The 21416-nt window shown below is 66.3% G+C and carries 21 protein-coding genes; all 21 read left to right on the top strand.

Annotated features, from left to right (window positions below):
* The first annotated feature begins 81 nt into the window (after positions 1–81).
* Positions 82–477 carry a flagellar basal body rod protein FlgB gene (gene flgB, locus DCO49_RS14145; RefSeq protein WP_116864573.1) on the top strand — a complete coding sequence of 132 codons (396 nt, stop codon included), beginning with the start codon at positions 82–84 and terminating at the stop codon, positions 475–477.
* A 3-nt stretch (positions 478–480) separates the two neighbouring features.
* Positions 481–888 (top strand): flagellar basal body rod protein FlgC, encoded by a 408-nt coding sequence (gene flgC, locus DCO49_RS14140; RefSeq protein WP_079221843.1) that lies wholly within the window; start codon positions 481–483, stop codon positions 886–888.
* A gap of 23 nt (positions 889–911) precedes the next feature.
* Positions 912–1592, top strand: coding sequence for a flagellar hook capping FlgD N-terminal domain-containing protein (locus DCO49_RS14135; RefSeq protein WP_116864572.1), 681 nt, complete (start codon positions 912–914; stop codon positions 1590–1592).
* A gap of 32 nt (positions 1593–1624) precedes the next feature.
* Positions 1625–2848 (top strand): flagellar hook protein FlgE, encoded by a 1224-nt coding sequence (gene flgE / locus DCO49_RS14130; RefSeq protein WP_116864571.1) that lies wholly within the window; start codon positions 1625–1627, stop codon positions 2846–2848.
* A gap of 32 nt (positions 2849–2880) precedes the next feature.
* Positions 2881–3630, top strand: coding sequence for a flagellar basal body rod protein FlgF (locus DCO49_RS14125; protein ID WP_108768817.1), 750 nt, complete (start codon positions 2881–2883; stop codon positions 3628–3630).
* 103 nt (positions 3631–3733) lie between these two features.
* Positions 3734–4519, top strand: a complete 786-nt coding sequence (flgG, locus tag DCO49_RS14120; RefSeq protein ID WP_116864570.1) for a flagellar basal-body rod protein FlgG — start codon at positions 3734–3736, stop codon at positions 4517–4519.
* Positions 4520–4541: 22 nt separating this feature from the next.
* On the top strand, positions 4542–5234 hold the full coding sequence (gene flgH / locus DCO49_RS14115; RefSeq protein ID WP_116864574.1) for a flagellar basal body L-ring protein FlgH: 693 nt from the start codon (positions 4542–4544) through the stop codon (positions 5232–5234).
* 2 nt (positions 5235–5236) lie between these two features.
* Positions 5237–6379, top strand: coding sequence for a flagellar basal body P-ring protein FlgI (locus DCO49_RS14110; RefSeq protein ID WP_116864569.1), 1143 nt, complete (start codon positions 5237–5239; stop codon positions 6377–6379).
* A gap of 1 nt (position 6380) precedes the next feature.
* Positions 6381–7592 (top strand): flagellar assembly peptidoglycan hydrolase FlgJ, encoded by a 1212-nt coding sequence (gene flgJ, locus DCO49_RS14105; protein WP_116864568.1) that lies wholly within the window; start codon positions 6381–6383, stop codon positions 7590–7592.
* Between the two features lie 8 nt (positions 7593–7600).
* Positions 7601–9481 (top strand): flagellar hook-associated protein FlgK, encoded by a 1881-nt coding sequence (gene flgK, locus DCO49_RS14100; protein WP_116864567.1) that lies wholly within the window; start codon positions 7601–7603, stop codon positions 9479–9481.
* Positions 9478–10686, top strand: coding sequence for a flagellar hook-associated protein FlgL (gene flgL, locus DCO49_RS14095; protein WP_116864566.1), 1209 nt, complete (start codon positions 9478–9480; stop codon positions 10684–10686). Before flgK ends, flgL begins: the two co-directional genes overlap by 4 nt.
* Before the next feature lie 86 nt (positions 10687–10772).
* Positions 10773–12314 carry a flagellin gene (locus DCO49_RS20655; RefSeq protein ID WP_116864565.1) on the top strand — a complete coding sequence of 514 codons (1542 nt, stop codon included), beginning with the start codon at positions 10773–10775 and terminating at the stop codon, positions 12312–12314.
* A 221-nt stretch (positions 12315–12535) separates the two neighbouring features.
* Positions 12536–14140 carry a flagellin gene (locus tag DCO49_RS14085; RefSeq protein WP_116864564.1) on the top strand — a complete coding sequence of 535 codons (1605 nt, stop codon included), beginning with the start codon at positions 12536–12538 and terminating at the stop codon, positions 14138–14140.
* A gap of 183 nt (positions 14141–14323) precedes the next feature.
* A complete protein-coding gene (gene fliD / locus DCO49_RS14080; RefSeq protein WP_116864563.1) occupies positions 14324–15661 on the top strand; it encodes a flagellar filament capping protein FliD in 1338 nt (445 codons plus the stop codon).
* Positions 15662–15789: 128 nt separating this feature from the next.
* On the top strand, positions 15790–16206 hold the full coding sequence (fliS, locus tag DCO49_RS14075) for a flagellar export chaperone FliS (protein ID WP_079221831.1): 417 nt from the start codon (positions 15790–15792) through the stop codon (positions 16204–16206).
* Positions 16203–16493 (top strand): hypothetical protein, encoded by a 291-nt coding sequence (locus DCO49_RS14070; protein WP_079221830.1) that lies wholly within the window; start codon positions 16203–16205, stop codon positions 16491–16493. The genes fliS and DCO49_RS14070 overlap by 4 nt, the downstream gene beginning before the upstream one ends.
* Positions 16490–17068, top strand: a complete 579-nt coding sequence (locus tag DCO49_RS14065; RefSeq protein ID WP_116864562.1) for a PilZ domain-containing protein — start codon at positions 16490–16492, stop codon at positions 17066–17068. The genes DCO49_RS14070 and DCO49_RS14065 overlap by 4 nt, the downstream gene beginning before the upstream one ends.
* 91 nt (positions 17069–17159) lie before the next feature.
* Positions 17160–17792 (top strand): response regulator transcription factor, encoded by a 633-nt coding sequence (locus DCO49_RS14060; protein WP_116864561.1) that lies wholly within the window; start codon positions 17160–17162, stop codon positions 17790–17792.
* Between the two features lie 294 nt (positions 17793–18086).
* Positions 18087–19496: an RNA polymerase factor sigma-54 gene (gene rpoN, locus DCO49_RS14055; protein ID WP_116864560.1), complete on the top strand. Its 1410-nt coding sequence runs from the start codon at positions 18087–18089 to the stop codon at positions 19494–19496.
* 14 nt (positions 19497–19510) lie between these two features.
* Positions 19511–19888, top strand: a complete 378-nt coding sequence (locus DCO49_RS14050; protein ID WP_049460600.1) for a response regulator transcription factor — start codon at positions 19511–19513, stop codon at positions 19886–19888.
* On the top strand, positions 19885–21372 hold the full coding sequence (locus DCO49_RS14045; RefSeq protein WP_116864559.1) for a sigma-54 dependent transcriptional regulator: 1488 nt from the start codon (positions 19885–19887) through the stop codon (positions 21370–21372). Before DCO49_RS14050 ends, DCO49_RS14045 begins: the two co-directional genes overlap by 4 nt.
* Positions 21373–21416: the final 44 nt, after the last annotated feature.

The following is a 21416-nucleotide window of genomic DNA, read 5'->3' as shown; positions in this document are numbered from 1 at the left end:
CCGCCAGTCCAGGCCCGGCGGCACCCACGCTTTGGCACACCCCTTGCAGCTTCCCGGGCATCGTTCCCGTGGGAGTGCACCGTGCGCAACCTGATTACCGATTACCTGGGCGTGCACGCCCAGGCCATGCCGTTGCGCGAACAGCGGATGAAGCTGATCGCCAGCAACCTCGGCAATGCCGACACTCCCGGCTACAAGGCCCAGGACCTGGACTTCGACGCCGCCCTGCGCACTGCCCAGGGGCTGGACGCCAACGGCCTGATGACCACCACGAACGAGCAGCACTACGAGATCAGTAGTGGCCTGAACCCGTTCCAGGTGGCCCGCGAGGGCGTGCAGCCCAGCCTGGACGGCAACACCGTCGACCCCGATGCCGAGCGCGCCGCCTATGGCCGCGCCGCGCTGGAATACCGTGCCTCGCTCAGCTTCGTCGAGAGCAAGGTCCGTTCCATGCTCACCGCGATCACGGGGCAGTAAGCCATGAGCAACCTGCCGATCTTCGATATCGCCGGCTCCGCACTGCAGGCGCAGTCGGTGCGCATGAGCACCATCGCCTCCAACCTTTCCAACGCCGACAGCATCGCCGGCTCGGCCGACGCGGTCTACAAGCCGCTGGAGCCGATCTTCCAGGCCGTGACCAGCAAGACCGATCCGAACATCACCTCGGTGAAGGTCAAGGAAATCACCCAGAGCGATGCGGCGCCGATCAAGCGCTACGAGCCCGGCCATCCGCTGGCCGATGCCGATGGCTACATCTACCAGCCCGACGTCGATCCGGTGGCGCAGATGGTCAACCTGATCTCGACCTCGCGCAATTACCAGGCGGGCGTGGAGATGTTGACGACCGCCAAGGAACTGGCCCTGGCCACCCTGACCATGGGCCGCTGAGGCGCGCTCGCGAGGACCACCGCATGACCACCGTCACCACCCAGACCAACCAGGACGTCTACGCCGCACTCGGCCTGAACGCCCCCAACAGCAACAGCACCAAGAAGAAGAACACGCTCGACCAGGCGGACTTCCTGCGCCTGATGACCGAGCAGCTGCAGCACCAGGATCCGCTGAAGCCGATGGACAACACGCAGATGGTCGCGCAGATGGCGCAGATGTCCACCGTGCAGGGCATCACCGACCTCAACACCTCGGTGAAGGGCTTCCAGGAATCCATGGCCAGCGACCAGGTACTGCGTGGCGCGGCGCTGGTCGGCCATGAAGTGCTGGTGCCGTCCGAGAAGCTGGTACTCGAAGCGGAAGGCGATGTCAGTGGCACCGTCGCTGCACCGGCCGCCGGCATCGTCACCGTCGATGTCACCGATGCCAACGGCAGCAAGGTCACCTCGATCAGTGTCGAGGCCAGCGCCGCCGGTGAGGTCGCGTTCAAGTGGGATGGCAAGGACGCCAATGGCAAGCGCATGGAACCGGGCAAGTACTCCATCGTCGCCAACCACGTCGACACCGCGGGCACCAGCACCAAGCTCTCCACGTACGTGCAGGCACCGGTGGAAAGCGTCACCGTTGGTTCCGATGGCCTGTACCTGAACCTCAAGGGCCTGGGCACGGCCCCGATCGATTACGTGCTCCGCGTGAGCTGAGCCGCACCCCCGCATCTACCAGGAGCAATCCCATGGGCTTCAATGTCTCGCTGTCCGGCATCAACGCCGCCAATACCGACCTGAGTGTCACGGCCAACAACGTCGCCAACGTCAACACGGTCGGCTTCAAGCAGTCGCGTGCGGAGTTCGCCGATCTGTTTGCCGCCACCAGCTACGGCCTGTCCAATAACCAGACCGGCTCCGGCGCGCGTGTCACCAACGTGGCCCAGCAGTTCATCCAGGGCAACAACGACCAGACGGGCCGCAGCCTGGACATGGCCATTTCCGGTGAGGGCTTCTTCACCATGAACATGAACGGCGCACGCGTCTATTCGCGCGCCGGCAACTTCCAGACCGATTCTGCCGGCTACGTGGTCAATCCGCAGGGTGCACGCCTGCAGGTGTTCGCGCCCAACGCCGATGGCACCGGCTTCGACGCCGGCCGCCTGGTCGACCTGCAGCTGCTGACCACCGACAGCCCGCCGAAGCAGACCAGCGAAGTGAAGGTGGGCTTCACCCTGCCCGCCAACGCCAAGGAGCCGACGGTCGCCGATTTCGACCCGACCGATTCCAACAGCTACAACCAGTCCAGCGGCGGCATCACCGTCTATGACTCGCTGGGCGTCAGCCACATCCAGGTGTCGTACTTCGTCAAGGAAGCCGCGACCAACGCCTGGACCGTGCACAACTACGTCGATGGCGAGCCGGCCGGCACGCCGACCGCGATCACGTTCGACAACAGCGGCAAGCTCACCAACCCGACCAATGGCAAGGTCAGCCTTGGAACGTTCACGCCGACCACGGGCGCGGGCGAACTGAACATGACCCTGGACATCAGCGGTTCGACCCAGTACGGCGAGAAGTTCGCCCTGCGCAACACGCAGCAGGACGGCTATGCGGCCGGCAAGCTCAACGAGATCACCGTCTCCGACAGCGGCGTGGTGTATGCACGCTATTCCAACGGTGATGACAAGCCGCTGGGCCAGGTCGCCCTGACCAGCTTCAACAACACCCAGGGCCTGGCACAGAAGGGCAACAACCTGTGGGTGGAGACCTTCGAATCGGGCACTCCGCGCACCGCGGCGCCGGACAGCTCCAACCTCGGCAAGATCCAGGCTGGCGCGCTGGAAGCATCGACCGTGGACCTGACCGAGCAGCTGGTGAACATGATCACCGCGCAGCGCAACTTCCAGGCCAACGCGCAGATGATCACCACGCAGGACCAGATCACCCAGACCGTCATCAACATCCGTTGATGACCTGCTGAACCTGTCACGGAACGCCCCCCATGGATAAAGCCCTTTACGTTGCGATGACCGGCGCGCGCGCCTCCCTGCAGGCGCAGGGAACGCTCAGCCACAATCTCGCCAACTCGGACACCCCCGGCTTCAAGGAAGCGCTGGCCAACACCGAAGCCTTCCCGATCCGTGGCCAGGGCTTTGCCTCGCGGGTGGATGCGCTGCACGTCGACGCCGGTTTCAACCGCACCGCCGGCGCGCAGCACATCACCGGCAAGCCGCTGGACCTGTCGCTGCAGACCGGTACCTGGCTGGCCGTGCAGGCTACTGACGGCAGCGAGGCGTACACCCGTGGCGCCGCGCTGTCGGTCACGCCGAACGGCCAGCTGGTGACCTCCAGTGGCCGTCCGGTGCTGGACGACAACAACAACCCGATTGCCATCCCGCCGTACCAGGCAATGGAAGTGGGCAACGACGGCACGATCTCGATCATCCCGCAGGGCGAAGGCCCGCAGACGATGGCGATGATCGGCCGCATCAAGATCGTGCAGGCCGCCGACGATCGCCTCGAGCGGCGGCTCGATGGCCTGTTCGCCAACACCGATCCGCAGCAGCCGTTCGCCCAGGCACAGGGCCCGACGGTGCACAGCGGCCAGCTTGAAGGCAGCAACGTCGATGCCGCCGGTGCGCTGGTGCAGATGATCCAGCTGCAGCGCCAGTACGAAATGCAGGTGCAGGTGATCAAGCACGGCGACGAGAACGCGCGCAGCGCCAACAGTCTGCTGCGACTGGGCGGCTGACGGAATTCCGGCACCGGCACGCGCCATTGCTGGCACACCGCTTGCACTGCTTTACACAAGGGCCGCACCGCGCGGCCGGCTTCACCCAGACAGGACTTCGAAGATGAACCAGGCACTGTGGATCGCGAAAACCGGACTGGATGCGCAGCAGATGCGCATGTCGGTGGTTTCCAACAACCTCGCCAACACCAACACCACCGGCTTCAAGCAGGACCGCGCCAGTTTCGAGGACCTGTTGTACCAGCAGGTGCGCCAGCCCGGCGGTTCGTCCTCGGCGCAGACCCAGCTGCCGACCGGCCTGCAGATCGGTACCGGCGTGCGCGTGGTGGCCACCGCCAAGAACTTCGAACAGGGCAGCCAGCAGCAGACCGGCCGCGCACTGGACGTGATGGTCAACGGCCGCGGTTTCTTCGAAGTGCAGATGCCCGACGGCAGCTCGGCCTACACCCGGGATGGCTCGTTCAAGATCAACCAGGACGGCGAGCTGGTCACCAACAGCGGCTACCCGGTGCAGCCTGGCATCCAGGTGCCCGAAGGCGCGCAGTCGCTGACCATCGGCAGCGACGGCACCATCAGCGTGAAGATGGCTGACGCCGCCGCGACGGTGGAAATCGGCGCGCTCACCCTCACCGACTTCGTCAATCCGGCAGGCCTGCAGGCCCGCGGCGAAAACCTGTACCTGGAAACCACGGCCTCGGGCCCGGCCCAGAACGGCAACCCCGGCCTCAACGGACTGGGCAATGTGGTCCAGGGCGCACTGGAAGGCAGCAACGTCAACGTGGTTGAAGAGCTGGTCTCGATGATCGAAACCCAGCGCGCCTACGAGATGAACGCCAAGGCCATTTCGACGACCGACGCGATGCTCGGTTACCTGAACCAGAACGTCTGACCGTCGCCAACGGATGATCGCCATGTCGCTCCTTTCCAAACTTGCCCGCATCGCCCTGCCCTGCGCCGTGGCCGCCCTGCTTGGCGGCTGCGTGATCGCCGGCGACGTGCGCCCGTATCCGGCCATGGCGCCGATCCAGCCGATCATGCCGCCGCAGGCCGCGCCGACCGCCGGTGCGATCTACGCCGCTGGCCCCACGCTGCAGCTGTACTCGGACCGTCGCGCCCGCGATGTCGGCGACCTGCTGACCATCACCCTGCTGGAAAACACCACCGCCACGACCAGTGCGAACACCGCCACCGCCAAGGAATCGGACCTGAGCATCGGCACGCCGTCGATCTTCGGCGCACCGGTCACCCTGGGCGGCAAGGACATACTCAGCGCGACCGCCAATGGCAAGCGTGACTTCACCGGCAAGGGCAACAGCGCGCAGAGCAACCGCCTGCAGGGCAGCGTGACGGTAACCGTGGTGCAACGCCTGCCCAACGGCAACCTGGTGGTACAGGGGCAGAAGAACCTGCGTCTGAACCAGGGCGATGAGCTGGTGCAGGTGCAGGGCATCGTGCGCCCGGCTGACATCGCGCAGGACAACAGCATTCCCTCCAGCCGCGTGGCCGAAGCCCGCATCGTCTACGGCGGCCGCGGCCCGGTCGCGCAGTCCAACGCGATGGGCTGGCTAAGCCGCTTCTTCAACTCCGCGCTGGCGCCGTTCTGAGCATGGCCATGAACTCTCTCTTCCCTTCCGCCTGGCAGCGTCGCATCGCCGCATGCGTCGGCGTGTTTGTCCTGGCAGTGGCCGTGGCGGCCCCGGCCAGCGCCGAACGCATCAAGGACCTGGCCCAGGTCGGCGGCGTGCGTGGCAATGCCCTGGTCGGCTACGGCCTGGTGGTCGGCCTGGATGGCAGCGGTGACCGCACCAGCCAAGCGCCCTTCACCGTGCAGAGCCTGAAGAACCTGCTGGGCGAGCTGGGCGTGAACGTGCCGGCCAACGTCAACCCGCAGCTGAAGAACGTGGCCGCCGTGGCGATCCACGCCGAGCTGCCAGCCTTCGCCAAGCCGGGCCAGCCGATCGACATCACCGTGTCCTCCATCGGCAACGCGGTGTCGCTGCGCGGCGGCTCGCTGCTGATGGCCCCGCTGCGCGGTGCCGACGGGCAGATCTACGCGATCGCCCAGGGCAACCTGATCGTCGGTGGCTTCGGCGCACAGGGCAAGGATGGTTCGCGCGTCTCGGTGAACGTGCCCAGCGTCGGCCGCATCCCCAATGGCGCGACCGTTGAACGTGCCCTGCCCGATCCGCTGGCCAACGGCGGCGACATCACCCTGAACCTGCACAACGGCGATTTCACCACCGTCTCGCGCATGGTCGCAGCACTCAACAATGCCTTCGGCGAAGGCGCTGCGCGTGCCGTCGATGGCGTGACCGTGGCCGTGGCCGCACCGACCGATCCCGGCGCACGCATCGGCCTGCTGGCCCGCATCGAGAACCTTGAACTGACTCCCGGCAGCGCACCGGCAAAGGTGGTGGTGAACTCGCGTACCGGCACCGTGGTCATCGGCCAGCAGGTGCGTGTCGGCCCGGCCGCGATCTCGCACGGCTCGCTGACGGTCACCATTCAGGAAAACGCCAACGTCAGCCAGCCCAACGCCTTCGGCGGCGGGCAGACCGTGGTCACCCCGCAGTCGACCATCACCGCCACCAACGATGGCAGCCGCATGTTCAAGTTCAACGGCGGCACCACGCTGGATGAAATCGTGCATGCCGTGAACGCCGTGGGCGCCGCCCCTGGCGACCTGATCGCGATCCTGGAAGCACTGAAGCAGGCCGGCGCCCTGAGTGCCGAACTCGAGGTGATCTGACATGCGCATCAATCCCGCCTTTGACCTCAATCCTGTACAGCAGAACGACCCGGCCAAGATCGACAAGGTCGCTCGCCAGCTGGAAGGCCAGTTCGCACAGATGCTGGTCAAGAGCATGCGTGATGCCAGCTTTGGTGATTCGCTGTTCCCCGGTGAAAACAAGATGTTCCGGGAGATGTACGACCAGAAGATCGCCGAGGCGATGACCCGCGGCAAGGGCCTGGGCCTGTCGTCGATCATCAGCCGTCAGCTGTCCGGCCAGCAGGCCGATGGCCCGGCGCTGGACACCCGCGTGGATCCGGCCAAGGCCAGCCGCGCGTACCAGTTGAATGCACCGGCCGCGACGGCCCCGTCGATGTCGCTGGACGACGCCAGCCAGGCCGTGCGCATGCTGCAGCAGATGGCCGCCGGCAACCAGGACGGCGCACAGGCTGAGGTCAACCCGGCACTGGCCCCGATGGAGCAGGCGCTGGACCTGATCGCCGGCCGCGACAGCAGCAGCATGCACCGTTCGCTGGGAACCCACGATCCGTACGCCAGCAGTATCGACGGCGACGACTGGGCCGCCAGCAACGACCAGTGGGCGGCCACCGCCAGCAACCGCGGCAGCGTCGGCACTCACGCCGATGCGCTGGCAACGCGCACCGCGGTGGCCCAGCTGGGCGCGAACACCCCCGAGGGCTTCGTGGCCAGCATCTGGGAACACGCGCAGAGCGCGGCCAAGGAACTGGGCGTGGACGCCCGCGCCCTGGTCGCCCAGGCCGCGCTGGAAACCGGCTGGGGCAAGCGGCAGATCAAGCACGCCGACGGCAGCACCTCGCACAACCTGTTCGGCATCAAGGCCACCGGCTGGAAGGGCCAGAGCGCCGTTGCCGGTACCCACGAGTATGTCGATGGCGTGCGCCGTAACGAAACCGCCAGCTTCCGCGCCTACAGCACCCCGGCCGAGAGCTTTGCCGACTACGTGCGCCTGCTGAAGAGCAGCCCGCGCTACCAGCAGGCCCTGCAGGCGGGCACCGACGTGCAGGGCTTCGCCCGCGGCCTGCAGCGCGCCGGCTACGCCACCGATCCGCGCTACGCGGCCAAGATCGCCGCGATCGCCGGCGGCCCGACGATCGAGCGCGCCGTGGCCGCCGTAGCCGACGCCGGCACGCGCCTTGGCCAGACCTTCGCCAGCACCGCGACTGCGGCGCTGGGTATCACCCGTCGTTGAGGAACCCCATGTCCAGCGTCCTTTCCACCGGTACCAGTGCCCTGCTCGCCTTCCAGCGTGCGTTGGCGACCACCAGCCATAACGTCGCCAACATCAATACGCCCGGCTACAGCCGGCAGAAGGTCGACTTCGCCACCGCCGATCCGCAGAACTATGGATTTGGCGAGGTGGGCAGCGGCACCCGAATCACCGACATACGCCGGGCTGCAGACCAGCTGGCGATCTCGCGCCTGCTCGACAGCAGTGGCGAACTCGCGCGCCTGAAGCAGCTGTCGACCATGGCCGACCGGGTCAACGCCCTGTTCTCCGACTCGGCCACGAACGTTGCCGGCTCATGGTCGAACTTCTTCGATGCGGTCAGCGGCCTGTCGTCCAATGCCGCAGGTACGGCTGACCGCCAGAGCCTGCTGGATGGTGGCAAGGCGCTTGCCAGCCGCTTCGGGCAGCTCAACACCCAGATGAACAACCTGAACAGCGAGGTCAACAACGGGCTCATCGCCGGTGCCACCGAGATCAATCGGCTGGCCCAGGAAATCGCACAGATCAACGGCGCGATCGGCAGCAACGTGACCGACGCCGCGCCGGATCTGCTGGATCGCCGCGATCAGCTGATTTCCCAGCTGGTCGGCTACACCGGCGGCACGGCGGTTGTGCAGGATGGCGGCGTGATGAACGTCTACACCGCTGGCGGCAACGCGCTGGTGGTCGGCACGACGGCGTCCAAGGTCACCACGGTGACCGACCCCTACCAGCCCGAGCGCCTGCAGCTCGCTCTGCAGACCCAGGGCAGCACCATCACCCTGGACCCCAAGGCGGTGGGCGGGAAGATCGGCGGCATGCTTGAATTCCGCGATACCGTGCTGACGCCGGCCCAGGCTGAACTGGGCAAGCTGGCGGTCGGCCTGGCCGAGAGCTTCAACCAGGCGCATCGCCAGGGCGTGGACCTGTATGGCCAGATGGGTGGTGACTTCTTCAACATCGGCAACCCGCGCGTCACGCCCAACTCCAGCAACACGGGCACCGGCAGCATCTCGGCCAGCTATGGCGACCTGTCCAAGCTGGACGCACAGAACATCGTGCTCAAGTTCGACGGCACCCAGTGGCAGGCCAGCCGCGCCGACACCGGCGCCAGCATTGCCCTGACCGGCACGGGCAGCGCCGCTGACCCGCTGGTGATCAACGGCGTCGAGCTGGTCGTGGGCGGCACGCCATCGAAGAATGACCGGTTCCTGCTGCAGCCGACCGCGGGCGTCGCCGGCAGCCTGGAAACCGCCATCACCGATCCCTCGCGCATCGCCGCCGCCGCTGCGGTGAAGGGCGCGGCTGCACTGGCCAACACTGGCACTGGCAAGCTGACCGGGGTCGCCGTCACCGACGTTGGCAACGCCAACCTGCGCGACCCTGCCGCGATCGTGTTCACCTCCGCCACCACCTACACCATCAATGGCGGCGCGCCACAGACCTATACGCCTGGCCAGACCATCAGCGCCAACGGCTGGAGCTTCGTGCTGGATGGTGCGCCCAAGACCGGCGACACGTTCAACATCACCCCCACCCCGGCAGGCTCGTCGGACAACAGCAATGCCGCGCTGCTGGCCAAGGTCGAGGATGCCAAGGCCTTCAATGCCGGCACGGTCACCCTCAACGGCGCGCTCGGCGGCCTGACCACCCAGGTCGGTGCCGCCGCACGCTCGGCCGAGTATTCACTCGATGCGCAGCAGGTCATCTCGGACAAGGCGCAGGCCTCGCGCGATGAGATCTCCGGCGTGAACCTGGACGAAGAAGCCGCCGACATGTTGCGCCTGCAACAGGCCTACCAGGCCGCCTCGCAGCTGATCTCCACCGCCGACAACATGTTCCAGACCATCCTGGGAGCAATCCGCCGATGAGCACCCGCATTTCAACCGGGATGATGTTCAACCAGTCGGTATCGCTGATGCTGGCCAAGCAGTCGAAGATCAGCCATCTGGAGCAGCAGATCGCCACGGGCAGCAAGATCAGCTCGGCCAAGGACGATCCGGTCGGTGCCGGCACCGCCGTCGGACTGGACCGCGTCGTGGCCGGTCTCGAGCAGCTGGGCAAGAACGCCAACAGCGTGCACAACCGCCTTGGCCTCCAGGAAAACGCGCTGGCCCAGGTCAATGAACTGATGTCGCGCGCCGTGGAACTGAGCATCCAGGCCAACAGCCCGGTGCCCAAGTCCAGTGACCTCAAGGCCATCGTCAGCGAACTGAAGACCATCCAGGACAGCCTGCTTTCGCTGGCCAATTCCCGCGATGGCAGCGGCCGATACCTGTTTGGTGGCAGCAACGACGCCGATGCGCCGTTCAAGCTGTCGGGCGGCACGGTCACCTACAACGGCGACCAGAACCAGCGCCAGGTCGAGGTTGCACCCGGTCAGCTGGTGTCCGACGCCCTGCCCGGCAGCGAGATCTTCATGCGCATCCCCACCGGCGATGGCCGCGTCGATGCCAGTGCCGCCGCCGGCAACAGTGGCAGCGGCCTGCTCACCTCCATCAGCCGCGATGGCAGCGACAGCTGGGCCGGCGGAACGCTCAACGTTCGCTTCACCGGTGCTGCCGAAGGGGCCTACGAGGTCGTGGACGGCAGCGGCACGGTGGTGGGCACCGGCGCGCACAAGCCCGGCGAAGACATTGTCGTAGCCGGCGTCAGCATGCGCATCGAGGGTGCGCCGGCGGCCGGGGACGAATTCAACATCAGCGACGCGGGTACCCGCGACATCTTCTCCACCCTGGACAGCCTGGTCGCGGCATTGGAAACCGACCCGTCCACTGAAAGCCAGCGCACGGCATTGCAGAACACCCTGCAGTCGAGCATCCGCGACCTCAACCGGGCCTCGGAAACGATGATCGACGCCCGAGCCAAGGGCGGTGCGCAGCTGGCCGCCATCGATACCGCGGCCAGCGCCCGCGAAGCCACTGCCGTCACCGTCAAGAGCACGCTCTCGACGATGCGCGATCTCGATTACGCCGATGCGATCGGCCAATACAAGCTGGAGAACGCTGCCCTTCAAGCCGCCCAGACCATCTTCAGCCAGATGCAGGCGATGTCCCTGTTCAACAAGATCGGCTGACCCATTCCCGTTTCACCTGACTTCCAGCACGGCGCGTCCCGCGCCTTTCCACACCGATACGAACCGAGCAACCACGGAGAAGCACCATGGCACAGATCATCAACACCAACACCATGTCGCTGAATGCTCAGCGCAACCTGACCACCAGCAGCAGCTCGCTGGCCACCTCGATCCAGCGCCTGTCTTCGGGCCTGCGCATCAACAGCGCCAAGGACGATGCCGCCGGCCTGGCCATTTCCGAGCGCTTCACCACGCAGATCCGTGGCATCAACCAAGCCGCGCGCAATGCCAACGACGGCATCTCGCTGGCCCAGACCGCCGAAGGCGCACTGGGTGAAGTGGGCAACAACCTGCAGCGCATCCGCGAGCTGGCCGTGCAGGCCCGCAGCGCCACCAACTCCGCGTCCGACCGCCAGGCGCTGAACGCCGAAGTGCAGCTGCTGAAGCAGGAAATCCAGCGCGTCGCCGAGCAGACCAACTTCAACGGCACCAGCCTGCTGGATGGCAGCTTCACCAACCAGGCCTTCCAGATCGGCGCCGACCAGGGCCAGACCATCAACATTTCGCAGATCGCCAATGCGAATGTGCACAAGCTGGGCAGCTGGACGAGTGCCTCCACGAATGCATCGGCGCTGGGCGTGACGCCGGATGGTGGTGCCGTCAAGGGTCAGCCCTCCACTTCCGCAGCTTCTGGCACGTTCCAGCCGGTGGCTGCTGGTGGCGGCACTGCATACAACCTCACAGTTGGCACAGTTGAGATTCTCGATCGTGCCGCAGGCGTCGCCGTGAGCGCGGCGGAGATGCAGACGGCAATCGACGGCAAGACGGCAGAGTTGAAGGCCGCTGGCATCACCGTCACCGGTACCGTCGCAGACAGCAACATCCAGTTCACCCGGGCAGACGGCAGCAGCTTCACCATCACGCAGACGGGCGGAGGGTTCGACAACGGTGCGTTTGCAGCCGCGGTGACCAATGGCATCGAAGCCGAGCCGGCAATCTTCGGCAAGACCAGCTTCACCATCACCGGGACCGTGGACGGCGCTCCGGGCCAGGCAGTGACGATTGATGTGGACAGCGCCAAGACCGCTGCCGAACGAGCCACCCAGATGGTCAATGCCATCAATGCCAAGACCCACCAAACCGGTGTAACCGCGTCGCTGGTGGATGGGGCACTGCAGCTGACGTCGAAGGATGCGAATTTTACCGTCGGCGCGATCGGCACTGACCAGACCGCTGCTGAGGCTGCATTGGCACAGCAGACCGGCCTGACCGCCGGCGCCACCACCAACTTCGCCGCCGGTGTCGCGCAGACCGGCTTTGCCGAGCTGGACATCTCCAACCAGGCCAACGCTGACAACGCGATCCTGGCCATGGATGCCGCGCTGCAGTCGATCAACTCGGCGCGTGCCGACCTGGGTGCGATCCAGAACCGCTTCACCTCGACCATTGCCAACCTGAACACCAACTCGGAGAACCTGTCCGCCGCCCGCAGCCGCATCCGCGACGTGGATTACGCGCAGGAAACCGCAGAGTTGACCCGTGGCCAGATCCTGCAGCAGGCCGGCACGGCCATGCTGGCCCAGGCCAACCAGGTGCCGCAGAACGTACTGCGCCTGCTGCAGTCGTAACAGCCGCCGCTACCTGCGCTTCAGGGAGGCCCCGCCATGCAGATGGCGGGGCCTTTTCATTTGCCCCGGAAAAAAGCAACGAAACTTCCTAAAGGCCGGAGGGGGAGTGCCGTTATTGATTTCAGCAGCGGTAGCACACCCCTTGGGGGGGAGCCAGCCACTGCCCCCCGAAACCGGTCAGGCTGCTCTGCCGGACACACTGCCAACAAGGAAACCGAACCATGGCACAAGTCATCAACACCAACACGATGTCGTTGAACGCCCAGCGCAACCTGAGCACCAGCGGCACCAACCTGGCCACCACCATTCAGCGTTTGTCCTCGGGCCTGCGCATCAACAGCGCCAAGGACGATGCCGCCGGCCTGGCGATCTCCGAGCGCTTCAGCACCCAGATCCGCGGCGCCAACCAGGCCGCCCGCAACGCCAACGACGGTATCTCGCTGGCCCAGACCGCTGAAGGCGCCCTGGGTGAAATCGGCAACAACCTGCAGCGCGTCCGTGAACTGGCCGTGCAGTCGCGCAGCGCCACCAACTCCGCTTCCGACCGCCAGGCGCTGAACGCCGAAGTGCAGCTGCTGAAGCAGGAAATCCAGCGCGTCGCCGAGCAGACCAACTTCAACGGCACCAGCCTGCTGGACGGCAGCTTCACTAACCAGGCCTTCCAGATCGGTGCCAACCAGGGCGAGACGATCAACATCTCGCAGGTTGCCAACGCCAACATCAGCAAGCTCGGCAACTGGACCAGCGCCACCACCTCGGCAACCGCCACCGGCGTTGTGCCGAACGGTGATGCCGTCGCTGCCAAGCCGGCCGTCGCCGCCACCAAGGAAATGGGCGATTTCACCGCATCTGCCGGCGGCGATGCGACCAGCACCGTCACCCAGACCTTCACCGCAGGCAGCGCCACCTTGGCTGTCACCGTGACGGGCGCTTCGGACGCAGCAAGCAACGCCGCTGCCTTCGTCACCGCCGGCTTCGGCGCCGACGGTACCGGCACCGTCAACGGCTTCAGCCTGGACCTGGGTGCGGCCACCACCATCGCTGGTGCGATTACCGCAGGTAGCCTGACGGTCTCCCGTGCTGACGGTGCCAACTTCACCCGCGCCCAATCGGTCGGCGGCACTGCCTACACCACCGCCCCGGGCTTCGACGGCGATGTCGCTGCTACCACTGATGGCGTGGCCGGAGAGGCTGCGATTCCGTCCAAGTTCGGCGCCGCCAGCTTCACCATCACCGGCACACTGGATGGCGCTGCCACCTCCGCGGTGCAGATCGACCTGACCGCGGTCGGCTCAGCTGGCGATCGCGCCACCCAGCTGGTCAACGCTGTGAACGCCAAGACGCATGAAACCGGCGTCAGCGCAGCGCTGGTCGAGGGCAAGGTTCAGCTGACCGGTAAGGAAGGCGACTTCACCGTGGGCGTTGCTGGCTCGACCGACGCCGCCGACCTGCTGGAGCAGACCGGCCTGACCGCCGCTGCCACCACCAACTACGCCGCTGGCGGTGCCAAGACCGGCTTCGCCGATCTGGACATCTCCTCGGTCGGCGGTGCAGACAACGCCATCCTGGCGATGGACGCCGCCCTGAACTCGATCAACTCGGCCCGTGCTGACCTGGGCGCCATCCAGAACCGCTTCACCTCGGTGGTTGCAAACCTGAACACCTCGTCGGAGAACATGTCCGCAGCCCGCAGCCGCATCCGCGACGTGGACTACGCTTCGGAAACCGCCGAGCTGACCCGCAACCAGATCCTGCAGCAGGCCGGTACCGCCATGCTGGCCCAGGCCAACCAGTCCAGCCAGAACGTGCTGAGCCTGCTGCGCTGATCCAGCGGTAGTACCTTGCGGTAACGGGAAGGGGGCAAAAGCCCCCTTCTTCGTATCCGGCTTTCAATTGGCACGCACCTTGCACCGGGTGGGGAAGCGTTTCATCGCTCAAGCTCGCCCATTCCCGGCCGATAGCAGGTGCAGGACACCTCGACGGCCCGTCCAAGAACAAGGATTCCCCGCATGGCCATCGGCACGATTGGTACCGGTCTCGACATTCCCTCGCTGGTTAGCCAGCTGACCGCCAAGGAGCGCGAGCCCCGCGAGAACCAGATCAACTCGGCCGGTGTTGCGGCCAGCGCCAAACTGTCGGCGCTGGGCACCATCAAGAGCGGCATGACCACCCTGCAGACGGCGCTGAAGACGCTGGTAACGGGCATGGCCAAGCCCGGCATGAAGCTGACCACGCCCACCGAGTCGAACTTCTCCGCCGCGCTGGATACCAGCGCCACGGCCGGCAAGGCCGCGGCGGGTACCCACCAGGTGGAAGTCAAATCACTGGCGCAGAACCAGAAGCTGAGCTCGCAGGCCTACACCAAGGATGCCGTCGTGGGTGACGGTACGCTGTCGATTGCTTACGGCGACAAGACCATCAACGTGGAGATCGAGGCCGGCGCGACGCTGGAGAAGATCGCTGCGGAAATCAACTCGGCGGCGCAGAGCAAGGGCGTCACCGCTGCTGTGGTCACCGCCGACGATGGCATGCACCTGGTACTCACCGCCGTCGATTCCGGCACCAAGGGCGCGCTGAAGGTCAGCGCCAGCGGCGGCAATGGCGGGCTGTCCAACCTGGTCTACGACGGCACCGCTGCCTCGAAGATGAGCGAGATGGTGCCGGCCAAGGATGCCGTAGTGGTCGTCGATGGCTTCACCCGCACCAGCAGCTCCAACACCATCACCGACCTGGTGCCCGGTGTCAGCCTGACCTTGACCAAGGCCAAGGAAGGCGAGCCGCAGACGCTGACCATCGCCCCCGACAACAGCACGCTGAAGACCAACCTCAACGCGTTCATCACCGCGTACAACTCGATCCAGTCGACGCTGAAGAGTTCCAGCGCCTACAACGCGGAAACCAACACCGCCTCGACGATGACAGGCGATGCCATGGTGCGCGGCCTGCAGCAGCAGCTGCGCACCCAGCTGAGCAGCAACGTCAACGATCTGAAGGACCTGGGCCTGACCATCGCCGCCGATGGCACCCTCAGCCTGGATGCGGCCAAGCTGGACACCGCACTGTCTAAGAACCCGGAAGCCGCCAACAAGCTGTTCGGTGCCGAAGGCTCGCTGGCCAAGCCGATGACCGAGCTGATGAAGAGCAGCCTGGATACCACCAGCGGCACGATCACCCAGCGCCAGGCCACCTTGAACAAGCAGATCAAGGCGCTGGAAAAGCAGCTGGATGATCTCGACAAGAGCATGGAAAAGGTCTCCGACCGCTACACCAAGCAGTTCACCGCGATGGAGAAAATGGTCTCGCAGATGCAGTCCGCCAGCGGCTCACTGATCGACCAGCTCGGCTGATCCACTCGCTTTTCCCGTGCAGGTGGCACTCAAGTAGCACGCCACCTGCGCCGATAACACGTTAGACCCCGTGCCGAACCCATGCCCCAACCCGCGCGGATGGGCAGGCATCCCAGGAGATTTCATATATGTACGGTTCCAATCGGCAGTTCGCCGAGCAGTACCGCAAGGTCGGTGTGACCACCTCGGTCGTGGACGCAGATCCGCACAAGCTGGTGGCGCTGCTGCTGGCCGGTGCATGCGAGCGCATCCGCACCGCTGAAGCCTCGCTGCAGCAGAATGACCAGGCGCGCAAGGGCAAGGCCATCGGCGAAGCCTGTGCGATCGTCGGCCACCTGCATGGCTCGCTTGACCACGAAGCCGGCGGCGAGATCGCCGGCAACCTGTCGGCACTGTATGACTTCGTCATCATGCGCCTGACCGAAGGCAACCTGCACAACGATTCCACCGCGCTGCAGGAAGCGCTGGGCCTGATGGTCGAAATCGATTCGGCCTGGAACGCCATTCCGGCCGACCAGCGCCACGTCAAGGCGGTGGCTCCGTGAACCTGCAATCGCTGCACGATTCGCTGGACACGCTCGACGCCAGCCTGCCGGGCGATGACTACGACACCAGCGAGCGCCTGATGGCCGAGCACCTGCAGGCCGTGGCTGCGCTGTCGATGGTGGTCGAGCGCCCCAGCAACGAGGCGATCCTTGCGCTGCGCGACCACCAGCAGCGCGTGCTGGCCCGCATGATCGGCCTGCGCGACGAAGCCGCCGCACACCTCAAGCACACGGGCCGGTCCCTTCGCGCCGCCCATGCGTACCTGAAGGCAGAATCGCTGGCATGACCCTGCTGCCGACCACGTCGCTGCACCACCCCGCCGAGAGCGAGCTGTTCGATGAAACGCTCAGCTGCGAGCTGGCCCTGCCGGCCGAGTTCCAGGCGGGGAGCGCGGCCGGTCGCACCAGCAGTGCCGAAGGCCTGCTGCGCAGCCTGGCGCTTGTCGAAGACAGCCGCGGGGACGAGCACGACGAACGCAGCGAAACCAGCCTGCAGATCCAGCGCCTGGAAGCCAAGCTGGACCTGACCATGGTCCTGCTGGGCCGCCTGGTGCGCCAGCAGGGCCAGGACCTGCCCCTGCGCCCGGTACGCTGGTCGCGCCGCGGCATCCGCCTGCAGCTGGGCCCGCGCAGTGGTGCCCTGCCCGGCCAGGCCGGCGTGGTGCGCCTGCAGCCCAGCGACTGGCTGCCCGACACCATCGACCTGCCAGTAGACGTCATCGCCGAAGCAGCCGATGGCAGCGGCGGCCACTTCCTGTGGCTGCGCTTCAATCGCCTTGGCGATGGCCTGGAGATGGCCATGGAACGGCACTTGTTCCGTTTGCACCGGCGTCAGGTTGCCGAGGCGCGGCGAGCGCGCTGAAACCTGCCACCCGGAAGCGGGACGGGGTGCTCTTGGCGCACCCGTTCAGCTAAGTTAAGGTGGTCTCCCCTTACGGACCTGCAACGTGCCTGTGCGAGTTCTCATCGTCGACGATCACACCCTGGTTCGCGCCGGCCTGGCGCGACTGCTGCAGGGGTTTGCCGACGTGCAACTGGTTGCCGAGGCAAGCAACGCCGAACAGGCACTGCAGATGGCCCTGCTGCATGCCCCTGACGTGGTGCTGATGGACCTCTCCCTGCCCGGCCGAACCGGGCTGGAAGCCCTGAGCGACATCCGCCTGCGCTCGCCGGGCACCCGCATCGTGATGATGACCATGCACGACGACGCCGCCCATGTGCGTGATGCACTGGACCGTGGCGCCGTGGGTTTCGTGGTGAAGGATGCTGCCCCGCAGGAGCTGGAACTGGCACTGCGCGCCGCGCACGCCGGCCAGGTGTTCCTCAGCCCGCAGATCTCGGCCAAGATGCTGGCGCCGATGCTGGGCCGCGAGAAGCCCACCGGCATCGCCGCGCTGTCGCCGCGCCAGCGCGAAATCCTGCGCCGCATCGGCAAGGGCGAGAGCAACAAGGAGATCGCCGCCGTTCTCGGCATCAGCGTGAAGACGGTGGAGACCCACCGCGCCCGCATGATGGAATCGCTGGGCTGCCGCCGCGCCAATGATCTACTGCTGCTGGCGGCCCGCCACCAGCACGAGCTGGAATGACCGGATCTGGTCGGACGGCGCACATCCGCGCCCGAACTGACGACGGCTTTCCGTCACCCTGACACGAACTGTCGGGTTTCCGTGCACCGGCACCGCGGATGACCGCCTGGCAGCCACGGAAAATCAACGACTTGCCACAGGGTATCGTCAAATTCCCGCGCCGGCGTAGGGAATATCCCTACATCCTGTCGGGAAGATCACCAGTGCATTCAGGAACCCCCCGATTCCGCCTGCCCGGGATCAAAAGCAAGATGTGTTCCACAAGGCGTCGGGGAGCGGCGCCGGGGAACTGAAATGAAGGCTGCACTTTCGACCCAGCTGGGCCAGACGCTTCACCTCACGCCGCAGCTGCTGCAGTCCATCCGACTGCTGCAGCTGGACGGTCTGCACCTAGAACAGGAAATCCAGCGCCTGCTGGACTCCAACCCGCTGCTGGAAATCGAGGACGCCGAGGCACCGGCGGCCGACGCCACCGACGCCAGCGCCACCACCCTGGAAACGGCCGCCTTCGATGAGCTGCCCGAGTCCTCGATGTGGGACGTGGCCGGCAGCAGCTGGCAGGACGGCGACGACGATCGCATGGCGCGCATCGCTGCAGGCGAATCCAGCGACCCGCAGCTGCGCGTGCTGCAGCGCCTGGCACTGGATCTGGATGAGCGCGAACTGGCCGTGGCGGCCTTCTGGCTGGAACATTGCGACGAGGCCGGCTACCTGCAGGCGCCGCTTGAACAGCTGCAGCTGCTGGCCAGCGCCCAGTTCGACATCGACGGCACCGGCGTGGAAGCCATTCGACAGCAGCTGCTGCACGGCGAACCGGCCGGCATGGCCGCGCAGGACCTGCGCGAAGGCCTGCTGGCCCAGCTCTACAGCCTGCACGGCGTGGTGCCGGCCCGGCACCTGGCCGCCCGCATCCTGGAAGGCGCGCTCGAGGCCCTGGCCGCGCACGACTACCCCGCGTTGGCCCGCCAGCACGACGCCGAAGTGGATGACGTGCGCGAGGCCGTGCGCCTGATCCTGTCGCTGCAGCCGCGCCCGGGCGACAGCCTGCTGCCCGAACGCAACGCGGTGGTGGTGCCGGACGTGGTCGCCTGGCACGCCGACGAGCAGTGGAAGGTCGCGCTGAATCCGGCCACCAGCCGACGCGTCTCGATCAACAGCCAGTACGAACAGGCCCTGGCCGAGACCAGCGACGCCGCCCCGGCCCTGCGCGAGATGCTGCAGGAAGCGCGCTGGTTCAGCCGCGGCCTGTCCATGCGCTACGACACCCTGCTGCGCACCGCGCGGGTGATCGTCGAGCGCCAGGCCGCGTTCCTGGTGCGTGGCGAGGAAGCCATGGCGCCGCTGACCCTGAAGGAAGTGGCCGAAGAGATCGGCATGCACGAATCCACGGTGTCGCGCATCACCACCGGCAAGTTCCTGCAGACCCCGCGCGGCACCTTCGAACTGAAGCATTTCTTCGCAGTGCGCCTGGAAGGTGCCAGCGTGTCCGGCCAGGCCGTGAAGGCAATGGTCCGCCGCCTGATCGACGCCGAACCGGCCGGTCGCCCGCTGGCCGACGAGGCCATTGCGGGACTGCTGTCACGCCAAGGGGTGAACATTGCCCGCCGAACCGTCGCAAAATACCGCGAACAACTGGATATCGCCCCGGCCCGTGAACGGCGCCGGCTCAGCGCCAGGCAACCGCAGCTGGCCCGAGTGGGCTGAAAAGGATGTTGGACATGAACAAGCTCACAGTCCTGCTGGTCGACGACCATGAGGGTTTCATCAACGCGGCGATGCGCCACTTCCGCAAGATTGACTGGCTGCAGATCGTCGGCAGCGCCGGCAACGGCCTGGAAGCCATCGAGCGCTCCGAATCGCTGCGCCCGCAGGTGGTGCTGATGGACCTGGCCATGCCGGAGATGGGCGGCCTGCAGGCCACCCGCCTGATCAAGTCGCAGGATGATGCCCCGTACATCGTGATCGCCAGCCACTTTGACGACGTCGAGCACCGCGAGCATGCGCTGCGCGCCGGCGCCGACAATTTCGTCAGCAAGTTGTCGTACATCCAGGAAGTCATGCCGATCCTGGAAGGCCTCAGGGAGGATCGATCGTGAGTGAATCGCGCATCCTTGTACTGGACAACGACGCCGTGCGTGCCGAGCGCACCGTTGCCCTGCTGGAATTCATGGACTTCAACCCGCGCTGGGTCTCCGACGCGGCCGATTTCGACCTGGGCCGCCAGCGCCAGAACGACTGGATGGCCGTGATCGTCGGCAGCCTCGACGACAGCGCCGCCAGCACCGCGCTGTACGCCTGGCTGGGCGGCAGCAGCCTGCCGCCGCCGGTGCTGCTGGCCGACGGTGAAGCTGCAGCGTTTGCCCAGCAGCACGGCCTGCACGAGGCCAACATCTGGCCGCTGGAAGCCCCGCTGCGCCACACCCAGATGGAGGCGCTGCTGCGCCGCGCCAGCCTCAAACGCCTGGACGCCGAGCACCAGGCCGGCGCCGCACAGGACCAGGGCCCGACCGGCAACGGCCCGGCGGTGACCGGGCTGCGCACCATGATCGAGCAGGTGGCCGCCTTCGACACCACCGTACTGGTGCTGGGCGAATCGGGCACCGGCAAGGAAGTGGTCTCGCGTTCGATCCACCAGCGTTCGCCGCGCCGTGATGGGCCGTTCGTTGCGATCAACTGCGGCGCCATTCCCGCCGACCTGCTGGAAAGCGAGCTGTTCGGCCACGAAAAAGGGGCCTTCACCGGTGCACTGACCGCGCGCAAGGGCCGTTTCGAAATGGCCGAGGGCGGCACCCTGCTGCTGGATGAAATCGGCGACATGAGCCTGCCGATGCAGGTGAAGCTGCTGCGCGTGCTGCAGGAGCGCAGCTTCGAGCGCGTCGGTGGCAACCAGACCATCCGCTGCAACGTGCGCGTGGTCGCAGCGACCCACCGCGACCTGGAAACCCGCATCGCGGAAGGCAAGTTCCGCGAGGATCTGTTCTACCGCCTCAACGTCTTCCCGATTGAAGTGCCGGCCCTGCGCGAACGTCGTGAGGACCTGCCCGCCCTGGTGGAAACCATCGCCATGCAGCTCGGCCGCACCGGCCGTGGCGAAGTGCGCTTCACCCCGGAAGCCCTGCAGGCCCTGGCCAGCTACGAGTGGCCCGGCAACGTGCGCGAGCTGACCAACCTGGTCGAGCGCCTGGCCGTGCTGCACCCGGGTGGTTCGGTGCGCGTGCAGGACCTCCCGGCCCGCTACCGTGGCGACGCCGCACTGGCCGTGGTGGCACCGCCCGCCCCGGAACCGGTGGCTGCCAGCGAGGAACGCTTGGACCTGCGCAGCTTCTCCTTCCACACCCCGGGCAGTGGCGGACAGGTCGCTCCGGAGAACGCTGGCGCCCAGCCGGCCCTGCCCAATGACGGCCTGGACCTGCGCAACCACATGGCCACGATCGAACTGGGCCTGATCAACGAAGCACTGGAACGCACCCAGGGCGTGGTCGCCCATGCCGCCCAGCTGCTCGGCTTGCGTCGTACCACCCTGGTGGAGAAGCTGCGCAAGTACGGCATCGAGCGCGAGCAGGCCGAACTGGCCAGCTGATCCGATGAAGGCGGGGTCGGAGCCCTTTCCGCCGGAAAGGGCTC

It is taken from the genome of Stenotrophomonas sp. SPM (assembly GCF_003105135.1).
Classification (GTDB): Bacteria; Pseudomonadota; Gammaproteobacteria; order Xanthomonadales; family Xanthomonadaceae; genus Stenotrophomonas.
The sequence above is the reverse complement of the archived record's forward strand: the minus strand, read 5'-3'. Positions and strand labels throughout refer to the sequence as shown.